The organism is Vagococcus hydrophili (assembly GCF_011304195.1).
In the GTDB taxonomy this organism is placed as follows: domain Bacteria; phylum Bacillota; class Bacilli; order Lactobacillales; family Vagococcaceae; genus Vagococcus; species Vagococcus hydrophili.
The window spans coordinates 1,927,667-1,946,182 of the sequence record NZ_CP049887.1 but is presented as its reverse complement, the minus strand read 5'-3'; the positions used below and the strand labels follow the sequence as shown (position 1 = coordinate 1,946,182).

Here is an 18,516-nt window from a genome sequence, read left to right as displayed (position 1 = left end):
TGGAAAGGCTTTTAGATACTTTGTGAGTTTTTATAAATATCGTTATTTTTATTCATCATCTTTTTTAAATATTTTATCTGTTAAAAATATTAGTATATGAGAGACTAAAAAAAGTAACACTACGATTACTAAAAATTCTAATATAAAATACCTATCTTTCAATCCCGATTCCAGAAGAGGAAGTATCTGAAAACTTAATAATAAAGTTATTAAAGTGATGACTATTTTTTTCCATAAACTAAATTTTTTAATAATCTCATATTCTTGTTTTAGTTTTTTCGTCTTTATTTCTAGCATGCTATCTGGTGGTTGATAATACGAGTGAGGTGATTTACCATATAAGTGATTTAAGATTCTTACTTCTTTTTCTGAAAAATAATGTTGGTGATTCACCAAAAAAATTTCTACGTCTTGAAAATTAAATAAGTAAAGTATATCTTTAATCTTAGGATCTAAATTATTTTTAACAGCCACTAAAAGTATTTCCTCTTCTGATAATTCTTTTATTATAAGTTCGTCATTATTTATAAAAATCGTCCGCTCATCAGCCCAACAACTAATTAGGTTTGAGTACCATTTGTAATCTATTGGTAGTTTGAATTTTTCAATATGAATCGTTTCTAATAATTGTTCTACCATAAATCCATCTGAGAACGTTATTTTTTCAGTTAGGAGATCCGTTACTCTTAAAAATTGTTCGTCATATAAAAATGTATTACTTGTCATAAGAAAATAATAGTCTTTTGGAGAATCAACAAAATTTAAATCAGCAAAATAAGATGTATTATACTTTATATTCATCAAATCACCCCTTTTCATCAGTTTATCTTATTTTTTGTCTCTTGTCGTTTATTTATATCACTAATAAAAACTCAAAATTGGAGGAACACATCATGTCAAAAGTCATTCTAATCAGAGGAAACTCTGGTAGTGGTAAAACAACGGTTGCTAATGAACTACACCAAATTTTTGGAAGTGGAAATCTCCTTATTTCTCAAGATTATGTTAGACGTACCATGTTAAATGTTAAGGACAAACCAATGAATTTAAGTGTCGGCTTAATAGAGACGATGATTCATTATGGTATTGAACATTGCGAGTACACCATTATCGAAGGCATTCTAGCAAATAATAAATATGGTGAGATGCTTCGAAATTCCCTGAATAAGGCAGATGAAGTTTATGCTTACTACTACGATTTATCCTATGAAGAAACCACTAAAAGACATGACACTAAAAAAGAAACTGACTTTAATCATTCTCAGATGAAAGATTGGTTCGTTCCTCATGATTTTATTGGGATTGAAAATGAAGTGATTTTATCTGATGAAATTTCTAAAAAAGATGCCCTGAAACTAATATTAAATGATTTGAATCTTTAGCAATTATTCGCTCTAGTACGCTTAAATTGATATAATCATGTTATTAATAGGTAATTGCAGGCGATACCTAATCCCAACATTGCCGTCGATGTGAAAGGATGCTCTATGCGCATTAATATTTTGCAACACACACCAAATGAAGGTCCAGGAACGATTAAAGAGTGGGCTAAGTGCCATAATCACGATGTTTTTATTTACCACCCTTATCAATTTGGAACCTTACCTAGTGCAAGTGAAACGGACATGTTAGTTATCTTAGGTGGTCCTATGAGCCCGAATGATAACATCGATTGGATTATTGAAGAAAGAAAATTAATCAGCAAATTAATCGAGAAAAATATTCCAATTTTTGGTGCTTGTTACGGGGCTCAACAAATCGCAAAAACGCTTGGTTGCAACATCTCAAAAGCTTCTTATAAAGAAGTTGGTTGGGCACCAGTCTATCTTAAAAGTGATTTAATCCCTGATATTCCAGCAAAATTAACTGCTTTACATTGGCATGAGGAAACCTTTGAATTACCAAAAGAAGCGGAACTTTTATTTAGTAGCGACTTACTAATCAATCAAGGATTTATCATTAGTAACAAAATAATCGGCTTGCAATTTCATTTTGAACCTGAGCAAGATGATGTTCGGGAAATTGCGATTAATGATACTGATTACGCTGAACAACACAACGCTTTAAAGCAAAGCACCTCAGATATTTTGAAGGCTGTTGTTCCTAAAGAAAATAAAGATGTGATGTTTAAGTTATTGGATTTTATTACTAATGAAAAATAGTTTATAGAAAGAAGCGGATACGTTATATGCTACAACTCAAAAAAATAAACCAAGAAAACTGGCGTCATGTAGCAAATTTATCTGTTTCCCCTGACCAACTTGATTTTATTGAAACAAACAAAGAATCACTCTTAGAAGCTGCTTTTGATACAAAGTATAATTGGCTCCCTCTCGCTTTATACGATGAACAACAATTAGTTGGTTTTTCTATGATTGGCGATTATAATGCAAACACAAAATCAATTTGGCTAGATCGATTAATGATTGACCAACACTTTCAAGGACAACGATATGGAAAAAGATTTTTACAACTTATTCTTGATTTTATTAAAGAAAGCTGGAAAATTGAGACAATTATTTTAAGTGCTCACGAGGAAAATGAAAGTATCTTTTCTTTTTATGAATCATTTGGGTTTAAAAATACCCATCAAATTGACAAAGAAAATGGCGAAATTATCATGATTTTAGAATGCTAAAAAATAGAGCTCTATCCTAGTTATCAAATCTAGTGATAGAGCTCTATTTTTATTGAACCGTATTACGATAATTCTTGTCCCAATCCTTTTACAGCCGCTTGTTCCACAATTTTATTTGCCACATAAACGTCCAAGACTGCTGAACCGACTGTTTTAAAAATCGTGATTTCTTCCTCAGATTCTCTTGATTTAATTTTCCCTAAAACAAGTTCACCTAACTCACCTTGGTAGTCTTCTCTTGAAACAAAACCTAATTCTAGTGGTTGAATAAAGTCGCCTGCTTCTGCCAAAACACCGTCCATTGTGTCAAAAATAATTTTATCCGCAGCTTTGATTGTTTCTTTAGGAATTTCACACATTTCAGGCGTGTATGCCCCAACACCATTGATATGTGCTCCTTTTTTCACCCAATCATTTGAGAACGTTGCCTGTTTAGACGTTGTGACACTCGTTATAATATCTGCTCCTGTCACACATTTTTCAGCCGTTTCGCAAGGAATCATTTTTACTTTGTATTTTTCTTCCATGCTTTTGGCAAACTCGCTGGCACGGGTAAAATCAATATCAAAAATTCTAACTTCTTCTAATTTCCTGGCCGTTAACATTGCCCATAATTGGCATTCTGCTTGACCACCTGTTCCAATTAAAGCACCAATTTTAGCATCTCGACTCGCCATAAGTTCAGTTGCTGCCCCTTGAACTGCCCCTGTTCTTAACTGTGTTAGATACGTACCATCCAAAATCGCTGAGACGATTCCTGTTTCAGCATCTAAAGTTATCATAGTTGCTGGAACACTGGGAATATTTTTCTCAATGTTTTTAGGATAAACGGAAACGATTTTTACTCCTAATGCGTCTTTTTCATCTTCCACGTAAGCGGGCATGTATAAACTTTGACCAGCTTGCTTATCCACACTAATATTGGTTCTTAAAGGAACATTCGCTTTACCTTCTGAATATAATTTTAATGCCTCTTTACACGCATCGATGGCGTCTCTCATATTAAAACTTGCTTCAATATCTTCTTTTTTTAGAAATAACATTTCTTCATAATCCTCTCTTTAAGCTTCTTGCACCATTTTCTTTTTTTGCTCAACTAACATTGTATATGAGCTATAAATTAACACGAAAATCACTAACCATTTTAATAAATAAGTATCCAATGATTTCACTAAAAAGACTGCTACTAACACTCCTAGTACCCCAAATGTTGATGTAAATAAAGTGATTTTTCGGCTGTACTGATCTAATTTAACAAATTGCACACTACCTGTTGGCACTGAGAATGTACAAGCTCCCATCATAATTGGGAAAGCTGCGATTGGGTCCATTCCTAATAAATAAACAGTAACCATTGTTAGGGCAAATGAACCAATCCCAATATTGTTTAAAGCGCCGTATGTAAATAGTAAAATGGCTGCTAAAATAAGTTTACCACCGTATAATTCTTTAGCTACACCATTTGATGGTATCCATTCCATTTGACCAGCGAAAATAAGAAAAGCTGCCACAATTAATCCAAAACCAACAAACTTTTTAATCGTGTCTTCTGGTAATTTCACCACAAATTTAGGACCGACATAAGCACCAATTACTTGGGCAATAATACAAACAGCTAAGGTTTTGATTCCCACTTCAACAGAGGAAATGTAAGACAGAGCCATGACTGCTACAGGAATCACACATTGAGTGTTTAATGTTCCTGGTAATTTTTTCATACTAGTCCAGCCCAATTTTGGATAAAGTACCGTTCCAATAGCAAAATCCGAAATACCAAATGTTGATAGGAAAAACATAATAAATGACGTAAACGGCAATGCTTTCATATTACCCTTTTCTTCTTTAAACGCTTCTTTATGACTAATTAAATCCTTCACAAATACAAATAAAAAATACCCATTCACTATCACTATTAAACTTAATAATATTGTTCTAACCATCGTTAGTCCTCCTCATAAATCAATCTAATTCTTTCAAATTCTTCTCCGTATTGATTTTTGAGTGTCTCTGCGTTTTCTTCAATGATTTTCAATGTGTAAGCGTCATGTTTAACATACTCTTTTGCTAGATTTACCATAGCTTTGTTCTTTGTCCACGTCACGTCCATAACTTGTTCGTCACTCTCCAAGGTTCCAAAGACAACCTCTGCTTCATCTGCGACAATATTAATCCATCTGGAACCAAAGTCATGAAGCTTTTCCTCTTCAAACCCATGGACATAATAATTGGATAAAGGAATATCATAGTGATGATTGTTGCTAAAAAGAATTAACACAAAATTAGGAATCTTCGCCTCTATTTCTTGCAGTAGGCTAATAATTTCCTTGCTTAAATCCTCTTCCCACATCTGCATTAATAAGCTGTTTTTAGCTTGTTTCATTAGATGCTGACTTTTTTCCATCACACTTTGATAGTTTTCTAATTTCCAAAGAAGTTCTTCTTCTTCTTGGATTTTGATTTTACCTAACTGGTTATCTAAAAGGGCTAAATCCTGCTTAACACTATTTTCTAATCGACTTAAAAACTCTTCAGACGACACTGCGTAATACAATTTAGGTTCTGATTTATTAACGACAACCAAATTCTTTTTAATTAGTTTTTCTAAAACGTTATAGACCTTTGATCTAGCAACACCTGACTGCTTACTAACTTCATAACCAGTCATAACACCTTTTTCTAAAAGCGTGGTATAGACTAAGGTTTCCATTTCAGAAAAATCATATTTCTTCATTATTTGTACAATCGTTTCCATATTTTTTATCCCCTAATTTTTAGTAGCTACTACAGTAACTACTATATCGTGAAAAAAGTAACTTATCAATAATTTGTTAAAACTTTTACAAATAGGGTTCCTTTTAAAATATATGTTCTATTTTCGATATGGATGGATTTTGTGATGTTTGGAGCGTTGGATTTGGTAAAAAAAGAGGAATCACCGGTTATGGGATTCCTCTTTTTATCGTTAACTAGAGTTTTTTAAATTAATTATTTTATGATTGCTAACTTTAATCAACTCTAAAATATTTTATTCTAAATATCGTTTTTTTCAAATATTCTTTTTGAACCTAATATAATTAATACTACATAAATTGACATAATAAGGGTTGCGTCAAGAATTATGTGTAAATGGAAAAAACCATTCTGTCGGTTAAGTTAAAACATTGATTCTAATGTATCTTGTATTTCTTTAAAACCTTTATGAATCCGACACAAAAATTTCTGATTATAGTTGTTGAATTGAGAAACTAAGAATCTCTCTAGAGATTCTTCATTAGGGAATTGTTCTTTTCTTTTTGTATATTTCTTTAATTGTTTGTTAAAACCTTCAATCAAGTTAGTTGAATAAATGGTTCTTCTGATTGATGGAGGAAAATTATAAAAGGTTAATATAGCAGGATTCATGAGTAATTTAACTACTCGTGGATACTGCTTTTTCCATTTATCTATCATAAAACTTATTTGATTCATAGCTTCTTCTTTTGAAGCTGCTTGATAAACCAATTTAAAATCATTACAGACTTCTTGTCGATCACTAACACGAACCTTATGAGCAATATTTCTAGAGATATGGACACAACATTGTTGAAATTGAGCATTTGGATAAATACTATGGATACTATCGTCAATGCCGCTTAAACCATCAGTTACGACTAATAAAACCTCTTCTAAACCACGGTCTTTTAGGTCTTGAAGTATTTCTTTCCAAACATACGAAGACTCAGTTGGAGCAATACTAAACCCAAGAACCTCTTTGGTCCCATCCAGTCGGATACCTATGACAATATATACAGCTTCTTTTGAGACAGTTTGTCTTTTTAAAGGAATGTGAGTAGCATCCATAAAAATGATTGAGTATTGGGATTCTAAGGACCTTTCTTTAAAAGCAACAACATCTTCAGATACTATTTGAGTGATATTGGAAATGGTTTGTGGTGTATAGTAATGACCATACATTTTTTCAATCAACTCAGAGATTTCAGACATAGTGATTCCTTTTTGAAATAATTGGATAATGGTGGTTTCTAAAGAGTCGTTACTTCTTTTATAAGCAGGCAACGTTTGTTGAGAAAACTCTCCATTTCTATCTCTAGGAATTGCCAAATTTAATTCTCCATACTCTGTTTTAAATGAACGAGAATAATTCCCATTTCGGGAATTACCTGAATTAAAACCAGTGCGATCATATTTCTCATAATCAAGAAAAGCCGTTAATTCAGCTTGTAGCAGTGTATTGATAGCTAATTCTAGATGACGACGGAATAAGTCATCCAAATCACCTTTATTGATTAGTGTTTCCATAATTTCTGTAGTAAAATTAGTCATGAGAAAGTCCTCCTATAAAATTTCGGTTGTGGTAACTTTAATTTTACAGAATGGACTTTCTTTTTATCTACCTAAAATTTCTATTTACACAAAATATTTTACGCTATCATAATAAGAAGTATTATCCAAAGATTGATGTCTAAATATTGAATATAAGTTGGTGAATCGATGTAATTAGTTAAATCAGTTATAGCAGGTAAAATAAATATCATTCCATTTTTAATTGGAATTAGACCTGAAATTTGATTGCCTAATAATGCAAAAAATAATGTTATGGTTAAGCTGAGTACAGTAGACCGTGTAGTAATTGCTAAGCAAAAACCGATAAATGAATAGACAAAATAGTAAGGTAATGATCTCAATAAACTATTAATCATGTAGGATGTAGCTGATGTTTCCACAATTTTATTTTTGTTAATAAAAAATACCGTGTCACTAAATTGGTATCTGTCAAAGTAAAAATAACCTATAACCATGTTTATTAGTAATACACTAATTAGAAATAGAATAATCACAGTAAAATTGCTTAATAGTTTCCCCCAATAAAATTCTTTTCTTTTATGTGGGCTAATTAATACAAAATCAATTGTTTTATTTTCAAATTCTTTAGCGATTCCGACACTGAAAATAATAGGAAAAATAATAATCAGTAAACCTAAACCTTTTACAGAAAACAGATTGGATATATAACTAATAAACCCATTTTTATCAATACTATTATTATCTTTACTTAAATATTTTTCATTAATTTTCCATTTTAAAATATCTTGATCATTCTTATCATTAATTTTTAATTCTTCGTGAGTCATGTTTAAATTTTGTTCAATTTGCTGATTTTCATTTAATAAATCCTTCTGCCAGTTATATCCTTTATCCATAGATAGCATTAAAAATAAGGAAAAAATAAGGATAATCAGTTCCCAAAATAACCAAACTTTGGAATAAAAAAATTTTAAGGTTTCACCTTTAAATATAGACTTCATTTTTTACCTCCCAAGATTATTTTTTCGTAATAATCTTGTAATGTTTCTTTTTTATTTTCAAAATTAATAACATTTACATTTTTATTTTTTAACCAAAAAATCAAATCTAGAATATACTCTTGTTCTACACCTTTAAATATTATTCTAGTATCATCAATTTCAAAAGGATAAGTACATTGGCTCTCTAATAATTTTTCAACATTTGTAAAATCTTTAGGATCAATATCAATTATGGAAAAATTAGTATTTTCAAAATCTTTATTTTCCAATTCTTCAATAATTTTTCCTGTTTTGAGAAAAATAAAACGATCACATATTTGTTCCAGTTCTGGTAAAGTGTGACTCGATATTAATATAGTTTTATTTTTTTCCTTTTGTTTTAAAATAATATTTCTTAACTCTAAAATACCATCAGGATCTAAACCATTGAATGGTTCATCTAAAATTAGAAGTTGCGGGTCAACTAATAATGCTTGAGCAATTCCTAGTCTTTGTTTATTTCCTAATGAATATGTTTTTACTTGTTGATTTAATATTGAATTAATTCCTGTTAAATCACTAACTTCTTTAATTCTATTGTTATTAATATCTCTAATAATTGAATAATAGTTTAAACACTGTTTTCCAGTTAATTTTGGATAAAACATCGGATTCTCTATTATAGCTCCTATATTTTTTATATAGTTAGGAAAATCTAATTTTTGGTCATTATCTAGACTTGATATACAACCTTCATCAATATAATATAAACCAACTAATAATTTCATTAGACTTGTTTTTCCAGCTCCGTTTGGTCCAATCAAACCAATAACCTCACCAGTTTTCAAAGACAAGCTAATATCATCAATTATTATTTTTTTTCCAACTTTTTTTGTTATGTTGTTACACGTCAAAACTTCCATATTTTTTAGCTCCTAATTTTATTACTCTTGAAATTATCATCACTAATATAACTAATATAACTAATTTTATGTCGATAAAAAATGATATAACGTCTGTGTTGTGTTCATAAGCAGAACTGATAAATTTAAACAACCAAATACACTGTGTTAATAAAACTGATATTATCAGCAAAAAAGAAGAGAATGTATATAATTTTATTAGTATACTACTATTACTCCAAACATTCTTATCAAAAGGATGTAAAAATTGCCTTCTCATGTTAGTTTCTCTAAGCAAAGTACATACAATAAAATATCCATCTAACGGCATCATAGGAGATAAATTAACCATTACTAACGTAATATTAATAACAAAGATAAGCGCTGCTAAGTTGTTATTATTCAATGAAAATAATAATAAAGAAATCATTGAAACTAATAAGTTAGTATACATTCCAGCTCCCCAAACATATATTCTCTCTTTAGGTTGTCGTGTATATATACCTGGTATAGTTAAATATACTATTGGGGATATGTATAAGTACAATGCTCCAGAAAAATAAGTAGGATAAATATTATATCTTGAAGCAACTAATGCATGAGATAATTCATGTAGTAGTACAGAAACTATTGTCAACAAGTAATAAAGTATTATATTCAGAATATCACTATCCAATAATTTATATGTGGTTGGAGAAGTCATTAAATAAGGTATATTTTTGAAAAAAACAATACAAATAATTAACATTATCATTGATATGATTATTAATATTTTTCTATTAATAATTTTACTAGATAATGCACATAAAAATTTATTCATTTTATATAAAGGTATTTTAAAAAAAGTGAAAGAATATAATTCAAATTCATTTTTCTTTTTTTGGGACTCATAACCTTGAATTAATCCAATACTACACATTACATCAAATAAATTTTTAACTTGAAAAGATTTAATTTGTTTATCGATAAACTCTAATGTATTGTTACCATCCATCAAATAAATCATTTTGTTTACATCTTCAATTTGATATTCATATAACTTTATAAAATTGTTTGTAGATAAGCTTCCCAGACAGTATTCATTTTCTTTTTTTTTAAATAATAACCAACATTTCACATCTGAAACAATTGTAGGTGTAATTTGCATTTTATCCATGAATATCCCTCACCATTAAGCATACTCGTTTATATTGAAAATAATACTTTTGACCATTTTTCTCTTCATACTGCAATCTTCAGTTACTGGTGTATATATGTGTCCCGTGTTAAAATAATTCATTCCAAGACAACCATCACAAACATTAACTATAGGGCATGATTTACAAGAAGATTTTCCTTCTTGTCTATTATGTTCTTGATATTTTTTTGCTTTATTTAATAAGAAACTTCTTGAAAAATTAGAATCTTGAACATTGCATAAGGCAAATCCAGGTTCGTCAATAAACATGTAACATGGATATACATATCCTGTATATGATACCGAAAATAAGCTAATTCCTGCATCACAAAAATTTGTTTTTTTTTCTGGATTTTGAAATAATTGTAGCATGGAATCTAAAATTAAATAATTAGCTTTATTTTTCTTTTTTTTATTATAATTAAAAATATCATCTACTGAATCAACAAAACTGTCTCTATTTTCTAAAGTAAAACATTCATTCTTGTTCCCAGAAACAGGAGCTATATGAATAGAAACATCTTCAAATTGTGTCTTGATGTATTCGATAAGTTTAATAATACTTATATTATGTTTAACGTGTTCTTGATTATAAGTAGCCTCAATTTGTTGTGGTTGACCAGTTTCAACCTTTAATTTTTTTATATTTTTTATTATTCTTTCAAATGTACCAGTATCATTTAAAAAGGACCTGTTACAATCATGAATTTCTTTTGGACCATCTAAACTAATGGTGATAATAATATTGTGCTTCTTTATCAATTCAATAATTTTAGCAGATAGAACTGTACCATTAGTAACTGTAGTTATTAGTGTTTTATATTTTATTTCTCCTTTTTCATACTTAGACTCTATGTATTCACAAATATATTTGAATCCTTCATAATGTAAAAAAGGTTCTCCGCCAAAGACTTGAATAATAGCAATTTCATCAAATGATGAATAGAAATTGTCTAACGTTTCCTTTATAATATCAATGTTCATTAAAGATTTTTCTGATCCATAATAACCAAATTGAGCGTAACAATATTTACATTTCATATTACAAGAATTAGATATATTTATTGATAGTCTTTTTAAATAATTCGAATGACCTTCTTTTCTATCTTCTACAGGTAATTCAATTGAGTTTTGTTCTGTGATTAAATTATTAATTTCCAGAATTTCTCCTTTTGTAACCTCATTATCTTGCAAAATTTTATTTTCTGATTTGTTTTTAGATAATTCTTTTATTATTCTTTTCGTTTTATCATTTATTTCAAATGAGTTTAGGGAATTTGAAAAAAATAATATATTTTTATTTCTTCTTTCTATTATGTTCATGTCTTATCTTAACCTCCTCATATAATAATATAAAAATGGATAGTAGTAAAAATCACATCAACCACATTAAATAATGTACTTGATGTGATTTCTATTTTACCTTTATCTTAAATCAGTCTACTAGACATGACTACTAACATTAATTAACTAGTTACACCAGATTCCAAAACTACCTTTACGGCAATTAATACCCCAAGACGGAGTAATGGCATCCTCTAAAATTTCAAAATCTTTATTTATAGATTTTACATCAATTTTTTTAATAGCAACTTTTTTTTCATTATTCTTCTTCATCTTATATCACCTTTTCCTTTTAGTATAAACACAAAAAATAATCACATCATATAGTAGTCCTAGTAGATAAGTTTATTTTACTCTCATTAAACAACTATTCAATGTTTTTTGTAATATTCAATACCGAAAAAAACCATTTTGTGATCTTTTTACAAAAAAACGTTAATTAATAATTTAGGATATTCTATATATAAATGCTATTTTATTGAATTATTCACATAGAGCTATACGTAATTGTTCAAAAATTTATTTACATCTTTTATATTTTAAGTACCTTAAATATTTTTTAGATAACTTATTAAAATCAAAAAACATTTATAATCTTAAATTATTTTGAAAGAAGTTTATATGGATAATACATTTAACTAGTTATACTTTCCCCTTTCAAAACCAACCATCTAAAATCCCTTCATAAATTATGTTAAAATTGATTCAAAATAATAACGAGGTAAAAAAATGAATCATTCAATCCTATTTCTATATCTTTCTTTTCCAATTCTATTTATGCTTCACGAACTAGAAGAAATTGCCTATATGAATGATTGGCTTCACAAAAATTTAAAATCAGAGAAAATACCACAGAGATTAAAAAAGAATCCCCCAACTCATAAAGCTTTTACTTTAATGGTTCTTGAAGAGTACTTGTTAATGCTTGTTATAGCAGTTATTTGCTACAGTTTTTCTTATCATGAATTCTACGTATCATTAATAATCGCCTATAATATCCATATTTTAGTCCATATTGGACAAGCCCTTTTTTTTGAAAAGTTACGTTCCGGGATTAATATTAGGGATATTCTCTTTTATTATTCTCACCCTTATTCTATCGAAAAATGTTTCCGTCCTTAATTTAAGTTGAATACTGCTATTTACACCTATTAGCTTATTACTTTTAATCCTTAACTTGTTTATTATCCATATATTGATTCATTAAATGATAACCACAAAAAAACACCCTGAAGACGCCTAAATCTCAGAGTGTCATTTTACAATTAATCTTCAACCAACGTTGACAGTTTTTTTATTTACTTTCCAAATCTTTTTTATTTCCCAATGTATCAACCGATTCACCCATCTTTTTCAACCAATATTCCAAAACAAACAAGTCTAGGTATTCCAAATCGGAATACCTAGACTTGTACTAATTTGTTGTTTAATCTAATAATCTTTTTTGTCCTTCTAAGGCTTGGATTTTAGTAATATCTTGTGTCACTTCTAAACATCCTAAGTAAGTTTTAGTTTCATCTCTCAATGCAAAGTAGCGAATATAAACTTTTCTTGGCCCTAAATCAATCCAAAAATCAGCGTTATCTTTGGTTCCTGCTTTAAATTCTTCCAAGATTTTTTCCACCATATGCATGCTTTTTGGTGGATGGCAATTGATCACTTCACGCCCTAAGACGGAAGTCGTTCGTGGGAAAACTCTGTCTGGTCCTTCTGAATAAAAACTCACTTTATCATCTGCATCTACAATCGTCAAATCAGCTGGTAAAACGCTAAACATCGCCTTCATTTCATCTATGCTTAATTTTCCTGTTGGTAAACTAACAAATGACGTTTCTTCTTTTGATTCTTCTGGCTGCATAGCTTCTTGTTGGCTTTGACTAAACTGAATCGATTCCTGAATGACAGCTAATCTTCTTGGTTCATGCTCCAAACTAACTTCTTTCGCTGCATCACTAGCTTTATAAACAAGTGGTTTAGGAATAAAAGCAAACCCAATGTCGAAGCTATTTTCACTAATTTCTTCCCAATCTTCTAAACTAAAAACTTCCAATACCATAGGAATCATGATTTCTTCTTCTTTAAAAATCATTTCATCCACATTTTCCACCATTTCAAATAGCGGGGTTCTTAGTTGATTAATAATAAATTTAGGATCAGAAAAATCAGTGATTAATTGTTTGATTTCAGCACGAATATCATCATCTACGCCCCACATAACTTGGGGTGGCGCTGTGATACCGTATTTCTCCATATAAGAAAAAATCAGCATTTCTTTGCGTTTATAGTGAATATCAATTTGATACAAATCTTCTAGAACAGCCACCAGTTTGTCTTGTAAAGCTAACTCCCCCTTCACTATTTTTTCAAATAGAGGAAGCAATTCGTCATGAAGTAAGGACTTGATCACGATATTCTCTAATTTTAACGTATGAATCGGGTGTCCTGGTGTTTCGTGTTCATAGTTTGAATGGTGAATGTCTTTAATCGAACCCTTAAAAACAGAGGCATGAACCGTACACAACTTTTGAATCTCAGCAGGATATAAGCCCCCTGCAATCAGTTCTCTTTCTGCTGAAGTAATTTCACTCACATCCACATCACTAAAAGACTCATCAAACATGGCTTTCGCTTCTTCAAAACGACCACCTTCATGTAATAAACCTAAAATCTCAATCAATTTCTTTTGTCTATCCACGGCTCTTTCTTTTCCCATTATTTTTCCTCCTCGTTAAAAATAAAACCATTCTCTTGAAACTTATTCACAACTATTTCTAAAGGTATTTTCTTCATTTTAGCGCCTTTAAAAACGGTCATCTTCTTTCCCGCTGTTCTAAGCATTAAAGGATTTTCTACCCCATTTAATCCTAAATCTATTAAAATATCTTTGATTTCTGGATAAGTTTCAATCAAATCAAAGACCGCTGTTTCTCTACTAAGTTTTATCATCATTTCACCTCATTGATAATTATTCTCAATCGCAGTTATCATAGCACTTTCTTACTTTAACATCAATGTGTTTTACTTCACATTTAAGCCTTATCTGACTAACTATGATAAAATGATAGCGGTTAGACAAATGTCAGAAATTTTGCCTTCTTTTCTTATTTTTACACCAAACAAAGAGACATCTGTCATTTTAAATAAAGCGCATTCATATTAAAATAGAGTCATCGGGGGAAAACACATGGAAGAACTATTAAGCGTTATCAATAATAACCAAACCATTAGACACATGCTTAAACATTGTCCTTATACCATTCTTTCGCAAATGGAACTTGTCTTTTTTAAGGCTCGAAAATTTCAGTTACATCAAGGAATGAAGCATTCAGATGTTTACATTGTTGTCAGTGGGAAAGTTAAAATATTTGTTTCTGATGAAAGCGGTCGCCAAATTTTACTTGATATTTACCAATCAGGCAATTTAATTGGTGAACAAGAAGCCTTTTTAGATATGCCATACAGTGCCTCTATCGAAAACACAACGGATTGTCTTTTAATTAAAGTGCCAAACCAAGGTTTTATTGAGTGGGTTACTCTTGATCATCACTTCAACCAAGATTTGATTTATTCCTTGTGCGAACAAATGTATGAACTCACTAATCGTGCGGCTAAATATAGTTTAGGTTCGGTGAAAGAACAAGTCATTACAACACTTCTAGACCTTGAAAAAAAGGGCAAAGGTATTGATAAGAAGCTCCTTGTTCAATCAGTTTCAGCCACTTCTCGAAGTGTTTACCGCATTCTAAGTGAACTTGAAACACTTGATATCATTCGTGTGGAACCCAAAAGCATTACCATTATTAATCAACAAAAATTATTACTTGAAAGGAAGAAAGACTAATGGAAAAACAAGCTCATATTCAATTAACTAAAATGGAACATGTCACAAAAGCAATCATCGTAGGTGATCCTAAACGTGTGGATACGGTTAAAAAATATTTAAACTCACCGATTGATTTAACCTTTAATCGTGAATTTAAATCTGTGGTTGGCATTTACGAAGGGGAAAATATTCTAGTTATTTCAACAGGCATCGGCGCTCCTTCCACTGCCATTGCTATTGAAGAATTAAGTGACATTGGCATTGAAACCATTATCCGTGTAGGTAGCTGCGGTGCGATGCAAAAGGATATTCCACTTGGAGAACTAGTTATTTCAACAGGCGTCGTTAGAGACGAAGGGTTAACGAAAAAATATGTCCCAGCTGATTTTCCTGGCGTACCAACACTTAGCCTTTTAGCTCATGCTAAAGAATTATCACCTCACTCACATTTTGGCATCACTCGCTCACATGACGGGTTCTACATGGCTGATAACGCAGAAACAGAGCGTTTTTGGTCTGATTTTGGCATCTTAGGTGGCGACATGGAAACAAGCACTCTTTATGTTTTAGGGGCATTAAAAGGCATGCGCACTTTAGCTATTTTAAACAACGTGGTTTTATTTGAAGCAGATTTAAACGAAGGCGTGAATAATTTAGTCAACGAAGCCGAAGTTGTGGCTCAAGGAGAAAAAGAATCGATTGAATTAGCATTAAAACTTTTAAGGGGAGACACACACAATGGAAGCACAAAATAATAAATCTTGGTTGTATCAGCAATTATTTACTGGTTGGAAAAAATTTGAAATTACTTATATTTTAGCTCTACTTGCCTTACAAGTGGTTGTTTACTTGATTGCTCCTGATTCAGTGATTGGGATGATTAGTGGTTTAGCAGGAGTTATTTGTTTAGTTTATGGAATGAAAGGTCGTAGAATCACTTTTATTTTCGGCTTTATCCAATGTTTAGCCATGACGTACATTGCTTGGAAAACACACGCATATGGTTCTTTCGCTATGAATATCGTTTATGTGATTTCTCAGCCTATTGGTTGGTTTTTATGGGGCAATGACGAAGCAGTGAATAGTTTTAGTAAAAGCGTGAAACATAAATTATTCATTGGCGCTTTCATCGCTTGGGGAATTGGTTGGTTCGTTCTAGCTAATTTAGGTGGACAACTGCCTTACTTTGATAGTGTGAACTTAGTCATCTCTTTAATCGCTCAAACGCTTTACATTTTCAAATACAAAGAAAATTGGTCATTATGGATTTTCGTTAACATTGCGAACTTGATTTACTGGTCATTGTTAACTTACCAAGTCTTCTCTGGCTCATCAGATATCGGCACACTTGGTGGCTGTTTATCACAAGTAGCCTTACAAGCAGCACTATTGTTTAATAGTATTTATGCGAATAAAGTATGGAATGAGTATGAGGAAGCGTAAAAATAAATGTAAAAAGCAGAACCGCTTCAGAGTTGGTTCTGCTTTTTTTATGAGTTATAACCAAAAAATAAAGTAAATAATAAACCGTAAAGACCTGCCAATACAGTAATTATTCCCAATAAAGAAAGACTAATTTTTAGTAATTTACTACTCGATTTTATTTTAAATAGACTTAGGATTAAAAAGAAGCCCACTAGAATAACTATTAAAAATAGCAACAGAAATAAGATTCTTCCCCTTAATATATCAATCATCAGCATCACAACCTATTTCTAACTCGATTTTTTTAGTTAGATAGCGGACATAAAATTCTGTAATCACAGCGATCCCTAATAGAATAAACCACATTAACGGAGCAAATATTTCTCGCTTAGTATGATAAACATAAGGATTTTCTGCTACCATATCCGGTTTGTCTTTCAAATAGTAAACTGTCACCTTATCTCCGTCTCGCCAAGCAGATTTTTCAGCGTCAACACCGTAACCATTCTCTTTATAATTATAGGTTTTAACTTTATGTTCATCCACTTTGATAATAGCCTCAGTTTTTCCTTTGTCTCCTTTTGAAAATGCCTGTTGCTCTTTCCAACTATCATAAGAAATTATAGGCATCATAATCGTGATAAAGCCAAGAAAAATAATACAAACTATTCGGATTACTTTTTTCATAGATAATCACCCTTTATTTTTATCATAGCATTTTTTATTTACACATGTAAAACAATTTGATAAGTATCATATCATTCAGAAACTATTATAAGTTAAAATGAACAACAACTTTCATTCCATATATTTCTTTATATTTTCAGGTATCATGACCACTTCAGTTTTTAAATCAACTGAACCAAATTCATTATCTATAAATTCATGCCAGTATTCTAAGGAGTACACAAAAGTAATGTGATAAAAAAATAAAAGTCTCGATTTTCAATTAAGAAAATCGGGACTTTTTCAGCAGCCTACATTGGTCAGAGGTTGTGACAGAAGTGTTCAGCTTCAAAAAATAAGAAGGAAATCACGAAAATTGCTTTTCAAATTTTTGTAATTTTCGGCTTATTTCTGAAGAAGCTACTTCTGTGACACCGTTTAGTCTGTAAAAGAAGCGGGGCGTACTTAGGTCACACCCCCTGAAAAGTCTGCTTCGACAATAACTGGAGCGAAACGACTTTTAACCATCTTAGTTACTAATAGCCGCTTGTATCACTGTTATCTGTTGTTGCACCTATAATTTTAACGCCATCACTAGCACCAATACGTGATGCGCCTGCAGCAACCATAGCTTCTGCATCACTAGTTGTTCTAACCCCACCAGATGCTTTAACTAATGCTTTCTCACCGACAGTATCCTTCATCAATTTAACATTTTCAGCTGTTGCTCCTGCTGTTGAAAATCCTGTTGATGTTTTTACATAGTCTGCTCCAGCTTCTACTGATAATTCACATACCTTAATAATTTCTTCTTTTGTTAAAAGTGCTGTTTCTATTATTACTTTAACTAAAGCACGTCCCTTAGCTTCATTCACAACAGCTTTAATATCTTCTAAAACAACATCATATTGCGCTTGTTTTAAAGCACCAACATTAATAACCATATCTACTTCATCAGCACCATCATTAATTGCTAGATTTGTTTCAAAAGCTTTAGTCTTTGAAGAATTTGCTCCTAAAGGAAAACCAATAACTGTACAAATTTTCACGTCGCTTCCTGCTAACTCTTCTTTAGCAAATGGAATCCATACTGGATTAATACATACTGACCAAAAGCCATGTTCTTTCGCTTCCTTTGTTAAAGCAGCAATCTCATCTTGAGTAGTGTCCGCTTTTAATTTTGTGTGGTCGATCATTTTCGCTAAATTTGTCATACCTATACTTCCTCTCTATTTGTTTACAAATTCATTATATAC

Annotated in this window: 21 protein-coding genes; 7 read left to right on the top strand and 14 right to left on the bottom strand. The window is 30.8% G+C overall.

All coding sequences use genetic code 11. The features are described 5' to 3' along the window. Window positions 1-48 precede the first annotated feature (48 nt). Window positions 49-801: a hypothetical protein gene (locus G7082_RS09640; protein ID WP_166034881.1), complete on the bottom strand. Its 753-nt coding sequence runs from the start codon at window positions 799-801 to the stop codon at window positions 49-51. Window positions 802-893: 92 nt separating this feature from the next. Here G7082_RS09640 and G7082_RS09635 point away from each other — a divergent pair, with 92 nt between their 5' ends. The 3 genes from G7082_RS09635 to G7082_RS09625 all read left to right on the top strand — a co-directional run bounded on the left by G7082_RS09635 (window position 894) and on the right by G7082_RS09625 (window position 2,638). After that, on the top strand, window positions 894-1,382 hold the full coding sequence (locus G7082_RS09635; RefSeq protein ID WP_166034880.1) for an AAA family ATPase: 489 nt from the start codon (window positions 894-896) through the stop codon (window positions 1,380-1,382). A 105-nt stretch (window positions 1,383-1,487) separates the two neighbouring features. Beyond that, window positions 1,488-2,162, top strand: coding sequence for a type 1 glutamine amidotransferase (locus tag G7082_RS09630; RefSeq protein ID WP_166034879.1), 675 nt, complete (start codon window positions 1,488-1,490; stop codon window positions 2,160-2,162). Between the two features lie 26 nt (window positions 2,163-2,188). Continuing rightward, the gene (locus tag G7082_RS09625; protein ID WP_166034878.1) at window positions 2,189-2,638 is read left to right on the top strand and encodes a GNAT family N-acetyltransferase; all 450 of its coding nucleotides are present in this window, start codon (window positions 2,189-2,191) and stop codon (window positions 2,636-2,638) included. A gap of 62 nt (window positions 2,639-2,700) precedes the next feature. Here G7082_RS09625 and G7082_RS09620 read toward each other — a convergent pair whose 3' ends face one another. The 9 genes from G7082_RS09620 to G7082_RS09580 all read right to left on the bottom strand — a co-directional run bounded on the left by G7082_RS09620 (window position 2,701) and on the right by G7082_RS09580 (window position 11,619). Further along, entirely contained in the window at window positions 2,701-3,681 is a 981-nt protein-coding gene (locus tag G7082_RS09620; protein WP_166034877.1) for an ornithine cyclodeaminase family protein, read from the bottom strand. Between the two features lie 18 nt (window positions 3,682-3,699). After that, window positions 3,700-4,578 carry a sulfite exporter TauE/SafE family protein gene (locus G7082_RS09615; protein ID WP_166034876.1) on the bottom strand — a complete coding sequence of 293 codons (879 nt, stop codon included), beginning with the start codon at window positions 4,576-4,578 and terminating at the stop codon, window positions 3,700-3,702. 2 nt (window positions 4,579-4,580) lie between these two features. After that, window positions 4,581-5,390, bottom strand: a complete 810-nt coding sequence (locus G7082_RS09610) for a TrmB family transcriptional regulator (protein WP_166034875.1) — start codon at window positions 5,388-5,390, stop codon at window positions 4,581-4,583. Window positions 5,391-5,791: 401 nt separating this feature from the next. Beyond that, window positions 5,792-6,961, bottom strand: a complete 1,170-nt coding sequence (locus G7082_RS09605; protein WP_104859673.1) for an IS256 family transposase — start codon at window positions 6,959-6,961, stop codon at window positions 5,792-5,794. A gap of 98 nt (window positions 6,962-7,059) precedes the next feature. Beyond that, window positions 7,060-7,944 carry an ABC transporter permease gene (locus G7082_RS09600; protein WP_166034874.1) on the bottom strand — a complete coding sequence of 295 codons (885 nt, stop codon included), beginning with the start codon at window positions 7,942-7,944 and terminating at the stop codon, window positions 7,060-7,062. After that, entirely contained in the window at window positions 7,941-8,846 is a 906-nt protein-coding gene (locus G7082_RS09595) for an ABC transporter ATP-binding protein (protein WP_166034873.1), read from the bottom strand. Before G7082_RS09595 ends, G7082_RS09600 begins: the two co-directional genes overlap by 4 nt. Further along, window positions 8,827-9,981 (bottom strand): M50 family metallopeptidase, encoded by a 1,155-nt coding sequence (locus tag G7082_RS09590; protein WP_166034872.1) that lies wholly within the window; start codon window positions 9,979-9,981, stop codon window positions 8,827-8,829. The genes G7082_RS09595 and G7082_RS09590 overlap by 20 nt, the downstream gene beginning before the upstream one ends. A 15-nt stretch (window positions 9,982-9,996) precedes the next feature. Beyond that, window positions 9,997-11,325 (bottom strand): radical SAM/SPASM domain-containing protein, encoded by a 1,329-nt coding sequence (locus G7082_RS09585; protein ID WP_166034871.1) that lies wholly within the window; start codon window positions 11,323-11,325, stop codon window positions 9,997-9,999. 147 nt (window positions 11,326-11,472) lie between these two features. Next, window positions 11,473-11,619: a hypothetical protein gene (locus G7082_RS09580; RefSeq protein WP_166034870.1), complete on the bottom strand. Its 147-nt coding sequence runs from the start codon at window positions 11,617-11,619 to the stop codon at window positions 11,473-11,475. A gap of 456 nt (window positions 11,620-12,075) precedes the next feature. Here G7082_RS09580 and G7082_RS09575 point away from each other — a divergent pair, with 456 nt between their 5' ends. Next, window positions 12,076-12,468, top strand: a complete 393-nt coding sequence (locus G7082_RS09575; protein WP_166034869.1) for an HXXEE domain-containing protein — start codon at window positions 12,076-12,078, stop codon at window positions 12,466-12,468. A 304-nt stretch (window positions 12,469-12,772) separates the two neighbouring features. On the opposite strand, the gene G7082_RS09570 is transcribed toward G7082_RS09575, so the two are convergent. Together G7082_RS09570 and G7082_RS09565 are read right to left on the bottom strand one after the other, a co-directional pair. Further along, on the bottom strand, window positions 12,773-14,059 hold the full coding sequence (locus G7082_RS09570) for a DUF438 domain-containing protein (protein ID WP_166034868.1): 1,287 nt from the start codon (window positions 14,057-14,059) through the stop codon (window positions 12,773-12,775). After that, the gene (locus tag G7082_RS09565; RefSeq protein WP_166034867.1) at window positions 14,059-14,292 is read right to left on the bottom strand and encodes a DUF1858 domain-containing protein; all 234 of its coding nucleotides are present in this window, start codon (window positions 14,290-14,292) and stop codon (window positions 14,059-14,061) included. Before G7082_RS09565 ends, G7082_RS09570 begins: the two co-directional genes overlap by 1 nt. Before the next feature lie 238 nt (window positions 14,293-14,530). On the opposite strand from G7082_RS09565, the gene G7082_RS09560 reads away from it, so the two are divergent. Genes G7082_RS09560 through pnuC form a run of 3 tightly spaced genes read left to right on the top strand, consistent with a single transcriptional unit; the run spans window position 14,531 to window position 16,612 of the window. Beyond that, window positions 14,531-15,187, top strand: a complete 657-nt coding sequence (locus G7082_RS09560; RefSeq protein WP_166034866.1) for a Crp/Fnr family transcriptional regulator — start codon at window positions 14,531-14,533, stop codon at window positions 15,185-15,187. Then, window positions 15,187-15,924 carry a nucleoside phosphorylase gene (locus tag G7082_RS09555; protein ID WP_166034865.1) on the top strand — a complete coding sequence of 246 codons (738 nt, stop codon included), beginning with the start codon at window positions 15,187-15,189 and terminating at the stop codon, window positions 15,922-15,924. The genes G7082_RS09560 and G7082_RS09555 overlap by 1 nt, the downstream gene beginning before the upstream one ends. Next, complete coding sequence (pnuC, locus tag G7082_RS09550; RefSeq protein ID WP_166034864.1) at window positions 15,908-16,612, top strand: nicotinamide riboside transporter PnuC; 705 nt, start codon at window positions 15,908-15,910, stop codon at window positions 16,610-16,612. Before G7082_RS09555 ends, pnuC begins: the two co-directional genes overlap by 17 nt. A gap of 246 nt (window positions 16,613-16,858) precedes the next feature. Here the strand turns inward: pnuC and G7082_RS09545 are convergent, their stop codons facing one another. Continuing rightward, on the bottom strand, window positions 16,859-17,281 hold the full coding sequence (locus G7082_RS09545; RefSeq protein WP_202983092.1) for a hypothetical protein: 423 nt from the start codon (window positions 17,279-17,281) through the stop codon (window positions 16,859-16,861). A 515-nt stretch (window positions 17,282-17,796) separates the two neighbouring features. Beyond that, a complete protein-coding gene (deoC, locus tag G7082_RS09540; RefSeq protein WP_166034863.1) occupies window positions 17,797-18,474 on the bottom strand; it encodes a deoxyribose-phosphate aldolase in 678 nt (225 codons plus the stop codon). Between the last annotated feature and the right edge of the window lie 42 nt (window positions 18,475-18,516).